Genomic DNA, 17,674 nt, shown 5'->3' on the forward strand with positions numbered 1-17,674 from the left:
CCCCCTCAGCCAGCTTGACAACGTGAGAAGTATAGCCCGCTGCCGATACCCTGTTGGTATGCGTCTCACAACCCTGACACTTCCGGCCGCCCTTCATGACTGAGCCCGGAACGTGGGCAACGGGCCGACTCAGGTTTTTCCGCCGCCCTTTCCACGAATACCGGCTCACCGACAGGGTGGCCCTGAGCCAGGCTCCGCTGTTCGTCACCACGCTTTTGACGGCCTCCCTAATGTGGGCGTTCTTCCCCGGCACCATGAACAATCCGCTATTCGTGGCGTTCCTTGTCTCGCAGCTGGCCCTGATGGCGCTGTGTTACGTGGTCCCCTGGGACAGGCTGCCGTACACCAGCTTCCTGGCCATCCCCATCCTGGACTTCGCTTCCATCGCATTGGGCCGCGAGGGCGGACAGGAGAGCCTGACGGGCCTCAGCCTGCTGGCCGTCTTTCCGGTCATCTGGCTGTGCGCCTCGGGCTACTATCCGCGGCTTTCGCTGTGGCTGTCCTTCCTAGGGCCGCTTGCCATCATCTGGGTGCCCCTGATGGTCCTGGGAGATGTCTCCGGCCCAAGCCTGGCCAAGTCATTGCTGATCCCCGTCATGATGCTGGGAATTGGCGTCTCGGTTAGCGTCCTGACGCTCAGCATGATGCGTCAGCAGCGGACCCTGGAGGAGAAGGACGAAGAACTCCAGGCCACCCTCCGTGGCAGTAAGCAGCAAGAGGCCCTGCTCAACTCTGTCCTGGAAACCGTGAACATTGGCGTCCTGGCCGTCGACGCAGGCGGGCATGACATCCTCATGAACCGCAAGCAGCGCGCCAACCACGAGCTGGCCAGCCCAAAGGACATCCCGGACGCGAACGAATCGCAGCTGCTGGTCTTCGCCGGTGACCGCACCACCCCGGTCCCCGTGCAGGATCGCCCGGTGCGCCGCGCGGTCCTGGGCGAGACCTTCACGGATTACTTGGTCTGGCTCGGCGCCGGCAAGGAACAGCGCGCCATCACCACCAGCGCCCGTGCCATGAAGGACGCCGACGGACAGTTCGCGGGCTCCGTCATCGTGTTCAGCGACGTGACCGACCTGGTGAATGCCCTGGCGGCCAAGGACGACTTCGTCTCCAGCGTTTCCCACGAGTTCCGGACTCCCCTGACGTCCATCCTGGGCTACGTCGAAATCCTGTTGGAAGACGAACCGCGCGAGGACCAGCTGGAACCGCTGAACATCATCAGGCGCAACTCAGAACGGCTGCTCACCCTGGTGTCGGACCTGCTGGCCGCCCGCAACGGCCACATGATTGTCACCCCGCACGCCGTGGACGTGGCGGAGCTGGTGCGCGCCAGCGTCGCCGCAGCCACGCCCAAGGCCGCGGGCGCCGGCGTGGTCCTCACTGCCGACGCACCCGCCCGGCTGGACGCCCACGTAGACGGCCCCCGGATCTCCCAGGTGCTGGACAATCTCGTCTCGAACGCGATCAAGTACTCGCCCGACGGCGGAAACGTGGTGGTGTCCCTGGCGCAGGAAGACGGTCACTTCGCCTGCCGCGTCAGCGATACCGGGATGGGCATGAGCCGCGAGGACCTGGCCGAAGTGTTCGCAAAGTTCTTCCGGACCAGCAATGTGCGCAGGACCGCCATCCCCGGAGTGGGGCTGGGTCTGTCCATCAGCAAGGCCATCGTGGAGGCCCACGGCGGAACCATCGGCGTGGAGAGCACGCTGGGCGAGGGCACCACCTTCAGCTTCCGCGTGCCGGTCTAAGTCCAGCCGGTCTCAGGCCAGTGGCGGCGGGGACGGACGTGCCTACCCGCCGCCCAGCGAGGTGCGGACTACTTCGCCCCAGGACTGCCTGGCCAGCTCCGCCACCGCGGCCAGGATGTCCGACGGCGGCAGGGACAGGTCCAGCGGAAACTCCACTATGTCGATGTCCGTGTTGAGGATCCGCCGCAGCTTCATCTCGCCAGCCCCAGCGTAGACAAGCCAGGCCGTCGGCACACCCAGGGCGGTGCAGTGGGCCAGCATCTGATAGTGGTCGGCCGTCAGAGAGGCGCCGAGATCCGCAGCGGCTTTGTACTTGGCGTTGTAGACCACCACGGGGCGACCGTCCAGCACGTGCACGGCATCGGGCCGGACGGAGAGCCTGTCAGCATCCCGGACGGCTTCGCTCAGCAATGCGTTGTACTGCAGCCGGGTTTCCCCCGGATAGGCCGCCATGGCTTCGCGGAGCGCCGCGCCCACGAAGTCCTCGAACACCTGCGCCATGTCCACCACGAACGATGCCGTCTGCTGGTTGCCCTCGCCCGCCTCCGCGGAGGCGTTGCGGAGGATGAGCCCGGCGAGGCGCAGCACCGAGTGGTAGCGGACGTTCATCCTGTTCGGCGTCCACGGCGGCAGCGGAGCGCCGGCTGGAAGGCGGGTGACGGCGTCGAGCTTTCCCTTGAGCTGGCGCAAGCGGCTGAGGACCTCGGGCCGGACCCGCGGGACCTGGCCCATGCGGTCCAATGCCGCGCGCAGGATCCGGTTTTCGGCGATGTCCTCGGTGAATTCGTCGTAGGACACCTCCAGCGGCACCAGCATGCCCGGCCGGCGGGAAATCTGGTCCGAAATCCTGATGCGGCCTTTGACCGTGCGGAGGGACTCATCCACGGTCCGGTAACCCTGCAGCACCCCGCGGCCCAAAGCCCGCTCCGCCAACTGCGCCAGCGATTCTGCCAGCGCGCTCCACAATTCGCGGTCCTCCACAGCGGACACCGAATCGGCCCGGAAGCCCTGATTACCGGCATAGCTGAGGAGGAAAAGCAGCCGGCTCAGCCTCAGTCGGTCCTTGGGCCGGACATCCAGCTGCATGGTGGCCGTGCGGACAGACCCCACCTTTCCCACCGGTTCGATCCGGTAGAGGCCCATGCCCATCGGCGACGCCTTGGCCAGACCGCTCGAGTTCAGGAACGTGGCACTCGCGGCGTCGAGCCGGTCCACCACGCCGCCGGACAGCTCGTCCAGGACCAGGTGCTTGCTGCCCTTTACGGGACCTCCGTGCGCCGGCGCCTGCGGGGGCTTGGGCGGCAGTGGCTTCGCTGCAGCAGACTTGCGCGGCGCAGACCCGGCCTGCAGCCCCTTAACTGGCCGCAAGGCGTCCCAGCAGCGGCTCCAGCCCGAAGCGCTCCTCCAGCTGCGCCCGGGTCAGCTGGCCGTGGTAGTGCTCTTCCAGCAGCGGCATGAGCTCGTACTTCCAGATCCTGCGGAGCCCGGCCGGGCTTTGCGCTGCCGGTTTCATGAAGTAGGACGGGCCAATCATCAGGTCCCGGTCCCACTCGTCAATGGCCGCGTTGAGCGCATCCAGGAGCAGCGCCGGCGTGGTGTCCAGTTTCCGGGCCTGCAGGAAACGCAGCAGCGAGCCCTTGACGGGTTCGGTCTGCGGGTGCAGTTCGATGAACGCGAACCGGCGGCGGATGGCAGCATCCATCATGGCGATGGACCGGTCGGCAGTGTTCATGGTGCCGATGATGTACAGGTTGTCCGGCAGCGTGAACGGCTCGTTGGGGCTGTACTGCAGGTAGATCCGGTCGTCGCGGTACTCCAGCAGGAAGTACAGCTCGCCAAAGACCTTGGCCAGGTTGGCGCGGTTCATCTCGTCGATGATCAGGAAGTAGGGTTTCTTTTCGTTTCCCGGCTTCGCGGCTTCCTCGGCCAGCCGGCGCAGCGGCCCCGCCACCAGCTTGAACGAGACCTGGCCCTCATCGGTTTTGTCCGGCCGGTAACCTTCGAAAAAGTCCTCGTACGCGTATGACGGGTGGAACTGCACCAGCTTCACCCGTTCGTCCGTGCTGTCCTGCGCGAGTTCCGCGGCGAGGTGCTTGGCCAGGTATGTCTTGCCGGTGCCCGGCGGGCCGTACAGAACCAGCTGGCGGTTTTCCTCCAGGAGTTCCGCGATCTCCTGCAGCGGCTCGAGGTCCATGTGGAGCGAATCCGCGAAGTCGCGGCTCAGCGGGCGGAAGCCCTCCGGCACGGGGACGACTTCGACGGCGGCTGTTGCGGGGTCGTCGTCGTCCGGTTCCGCTTCGCCGGGGACGAGCGCCTGCAGCGCCTGCACCACCTTGGTGACGTCCACGATGATGCCGGCGGTTGCCAGCTGGCGCTGAACGTGGCGGGGAAGGTCGCCCGTGGCGTGGCCTTCGTCGTCGAGCCAGCGGACCTTGCGCCGCATCTGGCGGTTGTCCTCGTTGTGTTCCGGTTCGCCCAGCACCACACCGAGCCGCACCGTGCCCGAGTTCTGGTACAGGACAAGGTCGCCCGGCTTCATGACCGTCAGGAACGCGAAGACGGCCGTCTTGGTGTCCTCCCGCTCCACGTAGCCCAGGTGCTTGTAGTCCTCGTCCACCGCGTGCTGCACCAGCCCGGCAGTCACGCCGGGGTTGAGATGGCGGAGATGTTCGACGTCGAGCGTCACCTTCTCCTCCTCGTGCCAGGCGGCGAGGAGCTCGGCGTTGTCGCTGTGGGTGCGCAGCAGCCAGGCGCGGCGGCCGGGGTCCCCGACCTTGCGCCACTGGCTCACCAGCTGGCGGGCGTACCAGTCGATGCGCTGCCCGGCTTGTTCGTCCAGGTGCAGGCGGATGCGGTGGATGTCCGCGGTGATGTCCTCGTCGGAGTCGCCGTTGGAGCCGCCCACCAGGGAAGCGAACGCGTCCCGGATTTCGCGGCGTTCAACGTCTGCCACCACCGGTTCGAAGTAGCTGGGCCAGGCCAGGTACTCAATGCTGCGGCGGATGGCAGGCTGGTCCTCGGGCGCGCCCGCAGCCAGTTCGTGGAACTTCAGCGGATCCTTCAGAGCCTTGGTGATGGCCGCCGGAACCTGGTGGTCCACGTGCTGCACAAAGCGGCACAGCCATTTCAGGTGGTCCCAGATGGTCCAGTTGAATTCGGCGGTGCGGTCCCTGATCACACCGTGGTCCGTCATGTCCTTGTACAGTTCCTCGGGCAGCTCCAGCGCAGGCTCCAGCCACGACGCGGCTTCCGCCACTCGGGCGCGCTTGACCTTGAGCGACTTCACCTCGTGGGCCAGCGGCAGCGACTGCAGGAAAAGCAGTTCGACGGCGAGCTGCTTCGCCTCGCGGGACGCGCCCTCGAGGTTCTGCCGGAGATTGGTCATCATGGGCGCCTTGGCGTCCGCCACTCCCCGTTCCAGGCGGTCCAGCAGCTCTGCCGCAGCGTCTGCCGTCCACGTGAGGGTCTTGCCGTCCAGGGCTGAGGGCTTGCCCTGCAGCCCCGGGCCGAGGACAAACCACGCCGCCTCCTCGATCTCCTTGGAGACGCCGAGGGCACGGTGCATTGCAGTCTTGGGAGGCGGGGTCATGTGTTCAAATTTACAGGCTCAAGCTGGGTGCCTGCTCCTAGCCCCGTGTCCTCATGGATCCGGCGGAATGCCTTAGCTGACCGCATCGGGCCGCTTGCGCCCAAGAATGAAGTATCCGATCGGTCCGATGAAATTAATGAGGGCCGCGGCCCGCCAGGCCGCCTTTGGCCCGTTGATCTGGGCAGCCGGCCGCCTGCTGATGTCCCGCTGGGCAGCCAGCATCAGCGACACCTGCACAATGCCCGCCGCCACCACTCCCGCGCGTGCCGCCGGTGACATCTCTTTCCAGGTCTTTTTGTTCTTCTTGGCCATGGTCAACGCTCCTTAGGTGGATATACACAGTTTCAGGTGTGCACCGCCACCGTGCAACGGGTGGCGGGAGTTTCGGGTAGTGGACGAGCCACGCCGGACGGGCAGCTCAGAAGGTGAACGGCGCCATCCGCTCTTTCTGCTCCGGCGTCAGGCGCAGGATCCGGCCGGTTGCTTCGTCCACAAACGCCAGGTGGCTGCACGCCCGGACGCAGTCCTCCCGCGTGACAGGGTCCTGCACCACGTAGTGAATGTCGAAGCTGGCACCCTTGACGGCCCCGATCCACACGTGGACCACGGCCGGGACATTGCGGTACTCCAATGTCTTGACGTAGCGGATTTTGTGGTCCACCACGAGCGCCAAGGTGCCGTCGGGGACCGCGTTGAAGAGGGCGACTTCGGGCTCGATGCCGGGCATGCCGGTGCCATGGGGCGGCCCGAATGCGGCGATCCGGGCCTCCTCCAGCATCCGAACGATCTGGACGTTGTTGATGTGCCCGTAGGCGTCCATGTCGCCCCAGCGCATCGGGACCAGGACCTCGATGCGCCGGGGCCCGGGGGCCGTGGCCGCCGCGCTCAGCTGTGGACCGCCGTCGAGTCGTCCACAACCGTTTCTTCAACGTCGGAGCCGGCAAACTGGGACATGTACAGGCGGTAGTACGCGCCTTCGGCTGCCAGCAGGGCCTTGTGGTTGCCCTGCTCCACGATCTTGCCCTTCTCCATGACCAGGATGGTGTCGGCATCGCGGATGGTGGAAAGCCGGTGGGCGATCACAAAGCTGGTACGGTCCGTCCGCAGCGCCGCCATGGCCTTCTGCACCAGCAGCTCGGTACGCGTGTCCACGGAGCTGGTGGCCTCATCCAGGATGAGCAGCGACGGGTTGGCCACGAACGCGCGGGCGATGGTGATCAGCTGCTTCTCACCGGCGCTGACGTTGTTGCCCTCCTCATCGATCACGGTGTCATAGCCGTCGGGCAGGGCCCGGACAAAGCGGTCCACGAAGGTGGCCTTCGCGGCCGCCATGACCTGCTCCTCGGCGGCGTCCAGGTTGCCGTAGCGGATGTTGTCGTAGATGGAGCCGCCGAACAGCCACGCATCCTGGAGCACCATGCCCACCTTGGACCGCAGTTCGGAGCGGCTCAGCTTGGTGACATCCACGCCGTCCAGGGTGATGGCCCCGGAGTTGAGCTCGTAGAAGCGCATCACGAGGTTGACGAGCGTGGTTTTGCCCGCGCCGGTGGGGCCGACGATGGCCACCGTGTGCCCCGGCTCGGCCGTGAAGGACAGGTTTTCGATCAGGGGCTTGTCCGGCGTGTAGCTGAACGTGACGTCCTGGAACTCCACGTGCCCGTCGGTTTTGGCCGGCAGGTGGTCCGTGGCGGTCTCGGCGTCCTGTTCGTCCGCATCCAGGAATTCGAACACCCGCTCGGCGGAGGCCACACCGGACTGCAGCATGTTGGCCATGCCGGCCATCTGCCCCAGCGGCTGGGTGAATTCGCGCGAGTACTGGATGAATGCCGTCGCATCGCCCAGGGACATCGACCCGGAGGCAACCCGGAGGCCGCCCACCACGGCGATGCCCACGTAGCTGAGGTATGAGACGAACTGCATGACCGGGAAGATCATGCCGGAAACGAACTGGGCCCCGAAGCTGGCCTTGTACAGTGCCTCGTTGCGTTCTTCGAAGCGTTCCAGCATGTCCGCGTCCCGGCCGAACACCCGGACCAGATCGTGGCCGGAGAAGGACTCCTCAATCTGGCCGTTCAGGGAACCGGTGTTCTTCCACTGCGCGGCGAAGAGCTTCTGGCTCCGCGAACCGATCAGGCCGGCCGCAACGCCGGACAGCGGCAGCGCGATGAGGGCAATCAGGGCGAGCTGCCAGGACACGATGAACATCATGATGACAATGCCGATGACCGTCAGGAGCGAGCTGATCAGCTGTGCGAAGGCCTGCTGCAGCGCCTGCTGGACGTTGTCCACGTCGTTCGTCACGCGGGAGAGCACGTCGCCCCGCTGGCGGGTGTCGAAGTAGTTCAGCGGGAGCCGGTTCAGCTTCTTTTCGGTATCGTCGCGGAGCCTGCGGATCACTTTCATGACGATGCGGTTCAGCACGTAGCCCTGCAGCCACAGGAAGATGTTGGCCACAAAATACATCAGCAGGACGATGGCGATCAGCACTGAGAGTTTCTGGAAGTTGATCCCGGTGCCGGGCACCAGTTCCATCTTTGCGATCATGTCCGCGAAGTTGTCCTGGCCCTGCTGGCGAAGGCCCTCAACAAACTGTTCCTTGCTCGCCCCGGCGGGCAGTTGCTTGCCCACGACGCCGCCGAAGATCACGTCCATGGCCTGGCCCAGGATCTTGGGGGCGATGACGTTCAGGACCACCGAGACCACCACCAGGGCCACCACGGCGTAGATGCCCACGGCTTCCGGCTTCAGGAGCCCCATCAGGCGCTTGGCCGAGGGGAAGAAGTGCTGGGCCTTCTTCGCCGGCATGCCGCCGAACATGTCGCCGTCGGCTTCGGAGGGCTTGAACTCCTCCTCGAAGAAGTCGTCGTCCTCGAGCAGGTCGGCGTCCGGCTGGGTGGTTTCGGTTGCCGGGCTTGTTGCGTCCTTCTTGGCGGCGCTCATGCCATTTCCTCCACGCTCAGCTGGGATTCAACAATTTCCTGATAGGTGGGCGAGGTTTCCAGGAGTTCCTCATGCGTTCCGCGGTCAACGATCCTGCCGTTGTCCAGGACCAGGATCTGGTCCGCCTCGGTGATGGTGGAGATGCGCTGGGCCACAATGATCACGGTGGCGTCGGCGGTGGTCCGTTTCAGCGCGGCGCGGAGCCTGGCATCGGTGGCCACGTCCAGGGCCGAGAACGAGTCGTCAAAAAGGTACACCTTCGGCTGGGTGACCAGGGCGCGGGCGATGCAGAGCCGTTGCCGCTGGCCGCCGGAGACGTTGGTGCCGCCCTGCGAGATGCGGGAATCCAGGCCGTTCTTCTTCTCCCGGACGAAGTCCGCGCCCTGGGCGATGTGCAGCGCGTCCCAGAGTTCCTGGTCCGTGGCTTCGGTCTTGCCGAACCGCAGGTTGTGCCCGATGGTGCCGGAGAAAAGGTAGGGCCGCTGCGGGACCAGGGCAACGCGTTTGGTGATCTCGGCCCGGTCCAGCTTGCTGACGGAGACGCCGTCCAGGAGGACCTCCCCCTCGGCGATGTCATACAGGCGTGGCAGCAGGGAGAGCAGCGAAGTCTTGCCGGCACCGGTGGAACCGATGATGGCCACGGTCTCCCCCGGCCGGGCGGTGAAGCTGATGTTGCTCAGCACCGGCGACTCGGCACCGGGGTAGGCGAAGGTGACGTTCCGGTATTCAACAACACCGGCGAGGGTGGCGGGTGTTTCGGGACGTTCAGGATCGTGGATGGAGGGTTCGACGTCGAGCACTTCACCAATGCGGTCCGCGCAGACGGAGGCGCGCGGGATCATCATGGCCATGAACGTGCCCATCATGACGGCCATCAGGATCTGCAGCAGGTACTGCAGGAAGGCAGTCAGGGCGCCCACCTGCATGTCGCCGGAGTCCACGCGCTGGCCGCCGAACCACAGCACGGCGGCGGTGGACAGGTGCAGGATCATGCCGATGGCCGGGAACATCAGGACAAACAGGGCGCCGATCTTGAGGGAAACGTCCGTCAGGTCCTTGTTGGCGACACCGAACCGGTCCGTCTCGTAGGGTTCGCGGACGAAGGCGCGGACCACCCTGATGCCAATGATCTGTTCACGCAGCACGGCGTTGATGCGGTCGATTTTCTTTTGCATCGCTCGGAAGAGTGGCATCAGCCGGACCACCAGGTAGCCCACCACGACAATCAGTACAGGCACGGAGACCCAGACCAGCCAGGACAGGCTGAGGTCCTCGCGCAGGGCCATGATGATGCCGCCGATGCACATGATGGGGGTAGCCACCATGAAGTTCAGGCCCATCAGCACCAGCATCTGAACCTGCTGGACATCGTTGGTGCCGCGGGTGATGAGGGTGGGGGCGCCGAACGCGTTCACGTCCTTCGCGGAGAAACTGGTGACCTTGCGGAACACCCCGCGGCGGAGGTCGCGCCCCACGGCCATGGCCGTCTTGGAACCGAAGTACACCCCGGCGATGGCCGCGCCCACCTGGACCAGGGCGACGAGGAGCATCACGGCGCCGGTCCGCCAAATGAAGTCAGTGTCGCCGCGGGAGACGCCTTCATCGATGATCTGGGCGTTGAGGCTGGGCAGGTACAGGGCAGCGATGGTGGAGGCCAGCTGGAAAAAGATCACGGCCACGATGTACGGCGTATACGGCTTGGAGTAGCGCCGTATCAGGGTGAGGAGCATGCCCACGGGTCCTTAAGGGAAGAGAGCGTGAATTGGAGTTTAAGTAGTAGCAGCGGGGGCTGACATTCTTAGCCTTCCCACTTTACGAAATCCGTTGACTTGGGGAAACATTTGGGCCAAAGATCATCCGATCGGCGTATCCGCCCGGATTTCCGCCCGCTCCGGTTCAGCTGCCGGAAGTGCCGGTGCAGTGACAGCTGCACCCCGCGGGCGAGGCCCACGGGGTGCAGGAGATCGGCGTGGCGCCGGGGTCAGCTGCCCACGGAGGTGAGTTCCGGCGTCGCGCGTTCAGCATCCGACGCCGGCTGGATGTCCACGGTGCGCCGCAGCGGACGTTCCTTGATGAACAGGACGGAGATCAGGGCAACCACGGCCACAGCTGCTGAGATCAGGAAGACCTCGGCAGTGGCGTCACCGTAGGCGGCACGCATGATTTCGCGGACAGGTGCCGGCATGTCCACAAGGTCCATGGAGGCACCGGCCGAACCGCCGGTCACGGGGAGCCCGGCCGCGGCCAGGCCCTCCGTGGCGAGTTGGGTGACCCGGTTGCTCAGCACGGCACCCAGCACGGCGACGCCGATGGCCCCGCCCACCGACCGGAAGAAGGCTACGGACGCGCTGGCCGTGCCGATGTCCGAGGCGCGGACCGTGTTCTGGACCGCCAGCACCAGGTTCTGCATCAGCATGCCCAGGCCCACGCCCAGGACGGCGGTGAAGAGCCCGGCCTGCCACAGTTCGGTGGTGTGGTCCATGGTGCCCGCGAGGCCCAGGCCGCCGATCAGCAGGACGGAACCGCCGATCAGGTAGACCTTCCATTTGCCGGTCCGGCTGATCAGCAGACCCGAAACGACAGAGCCTGTCAGGTTGCCGGCAATCATGGGCAGGGTCAGGAGCCCGGCCTCGGTGGGCGTGGCGCCGCGTGCCACCTGGAAGTACTGGCCCAGGAACGTAGTGGAGCCGAACATCGCAATGCCCACAGCCACGGAGGCGAGGATGGCCAGCGCCGTGGTGCGTTCGGAGATGATCTTGAGCGGGATGATGGGCTGCTCCACTTTGGATTCCACCAGCACCAGCAGGGCCAGCAGCACCAGGCCACCGCCCACCATGGCGGCGGACTGCCAGGAGACCCAGTCGTAGTAGGCGGGGTTGCCGGCGAAGGAGACCCAGATCAGCAGGAGGCTGACGCCTGAGGTGAGCAGGATGGACCCGAGCCAGTCGATCTTGGCGGGGCGCCGGACGTGCTGGATCTTCAGGGTGAGCTGGAGCAGGATGAGCGCGATGACGGCCAGCGGCACGCAGACGAAGAAGGTCCAGCGCCAGCCGAGCGGGCTGTCCACGATGAATCCGCCGAGGAGGGGGCCGCCGGCGGTTCCGACGGCCATGACACCGCCCATGTAGCCGGAGTACTTGCCGCGGTCACGGGGCGGGATCATGGTCCCGATGATGGCCTGTGCCAGAGCGGTGAGGCCGCCCATGGCGACGCCCTGGATGACGCGGGCGGTCAGGAGCAGCGGGATGGTTTCGGAAAGTCCGGCCATCACCGAGCCGGCCACGAAGATGACGATGCTCAGCTGGACCAGGATCTTCTTGTTGAAGAGGTCAGCCAGTTTGCCCCAGATGGGTGTGGTGACGGCGTTGGCCAGCAGCGCGGCTGTGATGACCCAGGCGAAGTCGGTCTGGGTGCCGTGCAGGTCGGACATGATGGTGGGCAGCGCGTTCGCCACGATGGTGCTGCTGAGGATGGCGGTGAAAAACGCGGCGAGGAGGCCGGTGAGGGCCTCCATGATTTGCCGGTGGGTCATGGCCACGGGCGGGGCGGCGGGCGGTTGGCTCGACATATACGGGTTTCCTAAAGGGTCGACGTGGTGATGGTTCCGGCCGCCGTTGCCCGGGCTGATTGTTTGAGCGACTCGGAGAGCCGGGTGAGGATCCGCGCCGTGTCTTCGGCGTCCTCCTGGCTCCAGTCGCTGAGGTATTGCTGCAGGGTTTCCGTGCGGTGCTCTTCGATCTGGCCAAGTTTTTCCACACCCGCCGGCGACAGCGCCACCAGTTGGGCGCGGCCGTCGTTGGGGTCCTGCCGACGGATGACGTAGCCCTGTTCCTCAAGGTCCGCTATGTGGCGGCTCAGGACGGGAGCGCTGACGCCCAGCCGTTCGGCCAGGTGCGTGGCGCGGGACTCCCCCTCCCCCACGAAGCGGAGCACCCCCTGCAGCGCCACCCCGGTCTCCTGGCCACGGAAACTCGCGGCGGCGACGCAGCGGACTACCCTCTGCAGGTCAAAAATGCGGTAGACCAGATCCGCTGCGGTGTCCGGCGCGACTGCCATGGTGCATATCTCCTCGGTTGTTTGCCTGAAGCAACTATATCGTTAAATGGTTGCTTTGGGAAACTAACCGCAAAGGAGGGTGCGCTGCCGCGCGTGGTGCTAGCCGTCCAGGTGGGTGGGGGCGAACATTTTCAGCAGGGTTTCGACGACGACGACGTTGGGTCCGTCCGCCGCGAAGCCGGCCCTGAGTGCGTCCCCCACATCGCCGGGGGCCACCCGCGTCGCCGGCACACCGAACGCTTCGGCGAGCTTAACGAAGTCCGGGCGGGCAAGCTCGGTGGCCGTGGCCTTCCCAAAGGCACCCACCATGTATTCGCGCAGGATGCCGTAGCCGCCGTCGTCCACAATCAGCCACGTAACCGGGATGTTGTGCTGCCGGGCGGTGGCGAGTTCGGAGATGGAATACATGGCGGAGCCGTCTCCGGAGACGGCGAGCACTCTTCCGGACCGGCCGAGCGTTTCCAGGCCGACGGCACCGCCGATGGCTGCCGGGAAGCCATAGCCGAGCCCGCCGGCGCCCTGGGCCGAGTGGAACTGGCCCTCCCGTGCATCCCAGCAGCTCCAGCCCCAGTACGCGGAAATGGTCATGTCCCAGAAGGTCTGCATATCCGCCGGGACGGCCTCGCGAATGTCGGCCATGAACTTCAGTTCCTTGGCCAGGTCCTGCGATTCCAGCCGGGCGCGCACTTTGGCAAGGGTCTCCGTGACCAGAGCCTCAGGTGTCACGCCATGCCAGCCGCGGCTTGATTGCACCGCACCGTTTTGGGCCGAAGCCACCAGGGCTTCATCGAGGGCGGCGAGCGCCTGGCCGGCGTCGGCCCGGATGCCAAGACCCGGGCGGTTGGACTCGAGCACGCGCGGTTCGGCGTCGATCTGGATGATCCGGCCGCGGGGTTCGAAGGTGAAGTAGTTGGACGTGACCTCGCCCAGGGAGGAGCCGATCACCACCAGCACGTCGGCGTCCTCCAGGACGTCCGTCATGTACCGGTCCTCGATCCAGGACTGCAGTGACAGTTCGTGGTTCCAGGGGAACGCGCCGTTGCCGCCCGGCGTGCAGATGACCGGCGCCCGCAGCTTTTCCGCGATCGACAGCAGGGATTTTTCGGCCCGGCCCCGCCGCGTGCCTCCGCCGGCGATGATGGCCGGACGTTCCGCCGTCGACAGCCATCTCACGGCCTCCCGGATCAGTTCCACCCGCGGCGGGTTGTCCGCGGCCTCGGCCAGGGCGTCCTCCACCGGCGGGACCATGATGGGATCCAGGAGGACGTTCTGCGGGATCTCCAGCCACACCGGCCCCTGGGGCGAGGAGATCGCTTCGGTCCAGGCATCCTGGATGGCCGACGGGATACCGGAGGCGTGCTGGATGAGGCGCTGGCTCTTGGTGACGTTCGCAGCCGAGGCCTTCTGGTCATCGAGCTGGTGGAGCATGCCTTTGCGCCGCGCACCGAGGCCTTCGAGGGGGATCTGGCTGGCCACCACCACCATGGGCACACCGGTGGCGTAGGCCTCCTGCAACCCGGCCAGGGATGTCAGCGCGCCGGGTCCGGTGGAGAGGAACAGCACGCCCACCTCCCCCGTGGCACGGGAATAGCCGTCGGCGGCGAAGGCCGAGTTGTTCTCTACGCGGGAGGAGACAAAGTGCAGGTTGCCGCGGCCCATGGCGTCGAACAGGCCCAGTGCGTGCTGGCCGGGAATGCCGAAGACCGTTTTGGCGCCAAGCGCTTCGAGGGTTTCGACGACGAGGTCCCCGCCGTTGCGCTGGCCTGCGGTGGCGTCGGATTCGGTCATGCTCAGGACTCCTTCGTGGCCGTGAAACCGGCGGGTTGGCGTCTTTCCTGGCCCAGGGCCTGGGCGGCGTAGCCAGTGGCGGCGCCGAAACGCTCCCCGTCCACCGCCTTGTCCGCCATGAGGGTGATGAGTTCGTAGGCGGCGTGGCTCGCCGCCACCCCCGTGATTTCGGCGTGGTCGTAGGCCGGGGCCACTTCGACGACGTCGGCGCCCACCACGTTCAGGCCGCGCAGCCCGCGGATGATTTCCAGGAGCTCGCGGCTGGTGATGCCGCCGGCTTCGGGGGTTCCGGTGCCGGGGGCGTGCGCGGGATCCAGGACGTCGATGTCCACGGAAATGTACAGCGGGCGGGTGCCGATCCGGTCGCGGACCTTGGCCACGGTCTCCAGGACGCCCTGGTAGTAGACGTCGGCCGAGGTGACAATGCCGAACCCAAAGCGGTGGTCGTCGTCGAGATCCTTTTTGCCGTAGAGCGGCCCGCGTGTGCCGATGTGGCTGATGGCTTCGGTGTCCAGGATGCCCTCTTCAACGGCCCGGCGGAACGGGGTGCCGTGCGTGTATTCGGCGCCGAAGTAGGTGTCCCAGGTGTCCAGGTGGGCGTCGAAGTGCAGCATCGCGACCGGACCGCCGGCACGTTCGGCTGCCGCCCGGAGCAGGGGCAGGGCGATGGTGTGGTCACCGCCAAGCGTGACCAGCCTGCTGCCGCCGGCGGTGAGGTCCAGGGCATCCTGTTGGATGGTTTCGATGGCTTCGTTGATGTTGAACGGGTTGACCGCCATGTCGCCGGCATCAGCTACCTGCACGTTCTCGAACGGGCTGACATCCCAGGCCGGGTTGTAGGGCCGCAGCAGGCGGCTTGCCTCGCGGACATGGTTGGCGCCAAACCGTGCGCCGGGCCGGTACGAAACGCCCGAGTCGAAGGGCACACCCACCACCGTGACGTCAGCCTTGGCCACCTGGTCCAGGCGGGGCAGGCGGGCATAGGTGGCGGCTCCGGCGTAGCGCGGGATGCGGGCGGAATCGATAGGGCCGAGGTTCCCGTTGGCTTCGATGCGGAGCTCTTTCACGGCGCGACTCTCCTTCAGGGATTGGTCTGTGACAGCCATCATAGACCCGTGTTGCCCTCTGCGCATCAACTGTTTACAAACCCTTCCGCCGGCCCCGCGGGTTCCCCCGGGCTTAACCCCTATCGGCTCGCCGCCGGGACCAGGACCCAGAGGACCTCCACCGGCTCATCCGTCGGGTTGACCCAGGTGTGGGGTTCGCGCCCGGGGAAGGTCACCGTATCTCCCGTGGCCAGATCGAACTCCTCGTTCGTCATGATCAGGCGGATGCGGCCCTTGATCACATACAGCACATCGACGTCGCAGTCCACGGCATACAGTTCGGCTTCGCCCCGGCCGCGCGGACTGATGACCGCCTGGATAATTTGGATCCGCCGCTCGGACCGGGCAGTCAGCAGCCGCTCCACTATGCCTTCGCCGCCCAGGGAGATCCGGGGGCCTTCATCCCGCTTCGTCAGGTGCGTTTCGGGGGCGGCGAACAGGTCACCGATGGAGATGGACAGGACCTGGCACAAGGTCACCAGCGAGGCCACGGACGGAGAAGTCAGGTCCCGCTCCACACGGCTGAGGAAGCCTTTGGTCAGGCCGGTGGCGTCCGCAACCTGTTCGATGGTCAGCCGCTGCGACTGCCGGGCAGCACGAATCCGGGACCCGATGGCCACCGGAATGTTGCTCGGCTCAACTGGCAGTGCCTTCATGTGCGGACCTTTCGTGGCCGGCGGTCCGGCCCCATCCCTGGAGCAATCCTAGAGAACTACCTTAGGCGCACGACGGCGGCACTTTCGGTTCCGTGTCAACGAAACGCAAGTGCCGCCGTCGTCCGTTCGCTTCAGTGCCTTATTCAGTTCCGCGGAATTCGTCATCATCCATGGGAACGACGCGCTCCTCGGCGTCCACTTCCACCGGGGGCGTCGGGACCACCGCTTCTTCGGAGTCCAGGAATTCGTCCTCGGCGTCCCAGTCGTCCTCGCTGACGGGGACATCCTCGGCGTAGTCGTACGCGGGATCCGCTTCGACAGCCTCGAGGTGCGGCATGTCCGGTTGGTGTCCGGCGGTGTTCATGATTCAACCTCCGTTTGTTCGCCTGACGTGCTCATTCCGGTGGCGCCCGCGGGCTCCACACACCTTCATCAGAGCACCGCATGCCAGCCGGGTCAAGGGCCACCGGAGCCACTCCGAGGGCCACCCCAGCTGCAGCCTATAAGGGGCGAACTTTAAGGCAAACCGAAACTCTGCAGTGAGGTCAGCCAGCCGAAAATCCGCGGATTTACGCGGTAAGCTGGCTCTGCAATGGGGCCGAACCATGCCCGATCCACCACAGGAGCCCCCATGTCCCACCACGCCAATTCAAGCCAGGCACAGCCGTCCACCGACGCGTCCCCGGAGCCCGGCAAACCCTCCCCTGCAGACCTCCGGCGGTGGCGCCAGTACCTGGCGGACGAACGCGCCGAGGCCGCCGTATACCGCGATCTGGCACAGAACCGCGAAGGTGAAGAGCGCGACATCCTGCTGGCCCTGGCCGAAGCCGAAGGCCGGCACGAGGCCCACTGGCTCCAGCTCCTGGGCGACCAAGCGCACAAGCCACGGCCGGCATCCCTGCGCAGCCAGTTCCTCGGCTTTTTGGCCCGGCATTTCGGCTCCGTCTTTGTGCTGGCCCTTGCCCAGCGTGCCGAAGGCCGCTCCCCGTACGCCAAGGATCCCAACGCCACTGACGCCATGGCCGCAGACGAGCAGATCCATGAGGAAGTGGTCCGCGGCCTGGCCACCCGGGGCCGCAACCGGCTCGCCGGAACCTTCCGCGCCGCCGTCTTTGGCGCCAACGACGGACTGGTCAGCAACCTCTCACTCGTGGTGGGCATGGCCGCCTCCGGCGTCGCCAGCAGTGTGGTGCTCCTCAGCGGCATAGCCGGACTCCTGGCCGGTGCCATGTCCATGGCGGCCGGTGAGTTCGTTTCCGTGCGCTCCCAACGCGAGCTGCTGGCAGCCACCAGGCCCACCCAGATCACCCTCGCCGCGGCACCCAAGCTGGACCTCGAACACAATGAGCTGCTGCTTGTCTATTTGGCGCGCGGCATGTCCCGCGAAGCAGCCGAGCACCGCGTTGCCGAACGCATGGGCCTGCTCAGCTGCGACTGCGATCCCAGCCTGTCCCTCCAGCCCGAACTGCCCGAATCGCCGGACGAACACGAAGCGGTGGGTACGGCGTGGGGCGCCGCGCTGTCCAGCTTCTGCTTCTTCGCCTCCGGCGCCATCGTTCCCATCCTGCCGTTCCTGTTCGGCCTGACCGGCGTGCTCGCGCTGGTGGTGGCCGGCGTGCTCGTGGGGCTGGCGCTGCTGGTGACCGGCGGAATCGTTGGCCTGCTGTCCGGGACCTCGCCGCTGAGCCGCGGCCTGCGCCAGCTTGCCATTGGCCTTGGGGCCGCCGCGGTGACCTATGTGCTGGGCCTCGCCTTCGGCACCGTGGTGGGCTAACGCAGTCGTGGTGG

Annotated in this window: 14 protein-coding genes; 2 read left to right on the forward strand and 12 right to left on the reverse strand. The window is 66.2% G+C overall.

Annotation, left to right across the window (positions count from 1 at the left end; translation table 11 throughout):
- Positions 1 to 95 precede the first annotated feature (95 nt).
- On the forward strand, positions 96 to 1,751 hold the full coding sequence (locus NQJ30_RS15390; protein WP_255770872.1) for a sensor histidine kinase: 1,656 nt from the start codon (positions 96 to 98) through the stop codon (positions 1,749 to 1,751).
- A gap of 42 nt (positions 1,752 to 1,793) precedes the next feature.
- Here NQJ30_RS15390 and NQJ30_RS15395 read toward each other — a convergent pair whose 3' ends face one another.
- The 12 genes from NQJ30_RS15395 to NQJ30_RS15450 form a co-directional block, all read right to left on the reverse strand.
- Complete coding sequence (locus tag NQJ30_RS15395; RefSeq protein ID WP_308215258.1) at positions 1,794 to 2,990, reverse strand: 5-methylcytosine restriction system specificity protein McrC; 1,197 nt, start codon at positions 2,988 to 2,990, stop codon at positions 1,794 to 1,796.
- 115 nt (positions 2,991 to 3,105) lie between these two features.
- Positions 3,106 to 5,340, reverse strand: coding sequence for an McrB family protein (locus tag NQJ30_RS15400; RefSeq protein WP_255770874.1), 2,235 nt, complete (start codon positions 5,338 to 5,340; stop codon positions 3,106 to 3,108).
- 72 nt (positions 5,341 to 5,412) lie between these two features.
- Positions 5,413 to 5,652 (reverse strand): PLDc N-terminal domain-containing protein, encoded by a 240-nt coding sequence (locus NQJ30_RS15405; protein ID WP_255770876.1) that lies wholly within the window; start codon positions 5,650 to 5,652, stop codon positions 5,413 to 5,415.
- 106 nt (positions 5,653 to 5,758) lie between these two features.
- On the reverse strand, positions 5,759 to 6,175 hold the full coding sequence (locus NQJ30_RS15410) for an acyl-CoA thioesterase (RefSeq protein ID WP_255770877.1): 417 nt from the start codon (positions 6,173 to 6,175) through the stop codon (positions 5,759 to 5,761).
- 50 nt (positions 6,176 to 6,225) lie between these two features.
- Positions 6,226 to 8,280 carry an ABC transporter ATP-binding protein gene (locus NQJ30_RS15415; RefSeq protein ID WP_304664174.1) on the reverse strand — a complete coding sequence of 685 codons (2,055 nt, stop codon included), beginning with the start codon at positions 8,278 to 8,280 and terminating at the stop codon, positions 6,226 to 6,228.
- Positions 8,277 to 10,010, reverse strand: a complete 1,734-nt coding sequence (locus tag NQJ30_RS15420; protein ID WP_255770878.1) for an ABC transporter ATP-binding protein — start codon at positions 10,008 to 10,010, stop codon at positions 8,277 to 8,279. Before NQJ30_RS15420 ends, NQJ30_RS15415 begins: the two co-directional genes overlap by 4 nt.
- A 251-nt stretch (positions 10,011 to 10,261) precedes the next feature.
- Complete coding sequence (locus NQJ30_RS15425; protein ID WP_308215257.1) at positions 10,262 to 11,848, reverse strand: MFS transporter; 1,587 nt, start codon at positions 11,846 to 11,848, stop codon at positions 10,262 to 10,264.
- A gap of 11 nt (positions 11,849 to 11,859) precedes the next feature.
- Positions 11,860 to 12,336, reverse strand: a complete 477-nt coding sequence (locus NQJ30_RS15430) for a MarR family winged helix-turn-helix transcriptional regulator (protein ID WP_255770880.1) — start codon at positions 12,334 to 12,336, stop codon at positions 11,860 to 11,862.
- A gap of 99 nt (positions 12,337 to 12,435) precedes the next feature.
- The gene (locus NQJ30_RS15435) at positions 12,436 to 14,124 is read right to left on the reverse strand and encodes a thiamine pyrophosphate-binding protein (RefSeq protein ID WP_255770881.1); all 1,689 of its coding nucleotides are present in this window, start codon (positions 14,122 to 14,124) and stop codon (positions 12,436 to 12,438) included.
- Positions 14,125 to 14,126: 2 nt separating this feature from the next.
- Entirely contained in the window at positions 14,127 to 15,191 is a 1,065-nt protein-coding gene (speB, locus tag NQJ30_RS15440) for an agmatinase (RefSeq protein WP_255770882.1), read from the reverse strand.
- 119 nt (positions 15,192 to 15,310) lie between these two features.
- Complete coding sequence (locus NQJ30_RS15445; protein ID WP_255770884.1) at positions 15,311 to 15,886, reverse strand: helix-turn-helix domain-containing protein; 576 nt, start codon at positions 15,884 to 15,886, stop codon at positions 15,311 to 15,313.
- Positions 15,887 to 16,025: 139 nt separating this feature from the next.
- Entirely contained in the window at positions 16,026 to 16,250 is a 225-nt protein-coding gene (locus tag NQJ30_RS15450; protein ID WP_255770885.1) for a hypothetical protein, read from the reverse strand.
- 267 nt (positions 16,251 to 16,517) lie between these two features.
- Here NQJ30_RS15450 and NQJ30_RS15455 point away from each other — a divergent pair, with 267 nt between their 5' ends.
- On the forward strand, positions 16,518 to 17,660 hold the full coding sequence (locus NQJ30_RS15455; protein ID WP_255770887.1) for a VIT1/CCC1 transporter family protein: 1,143 nt from the start codon (positions 16,518 to 16,520) through the stop codon (positions 17,658 to 17,660).
- Positions 17,661 to 17,674: the final 14 nt, after the last annotated feature.

The sequence above is a fragment of the Pseudarthrobacter sulfonivorans genome (assembly GCF_024391045.1).
GTDB classification, from domain to species: domain Bacteria; phylum Actinomycetota; class Actinomycetes; order Actinomycetales; family Micrococcaceae; genus Arthrobacter; species Arthrobacter sulfonivorans_B.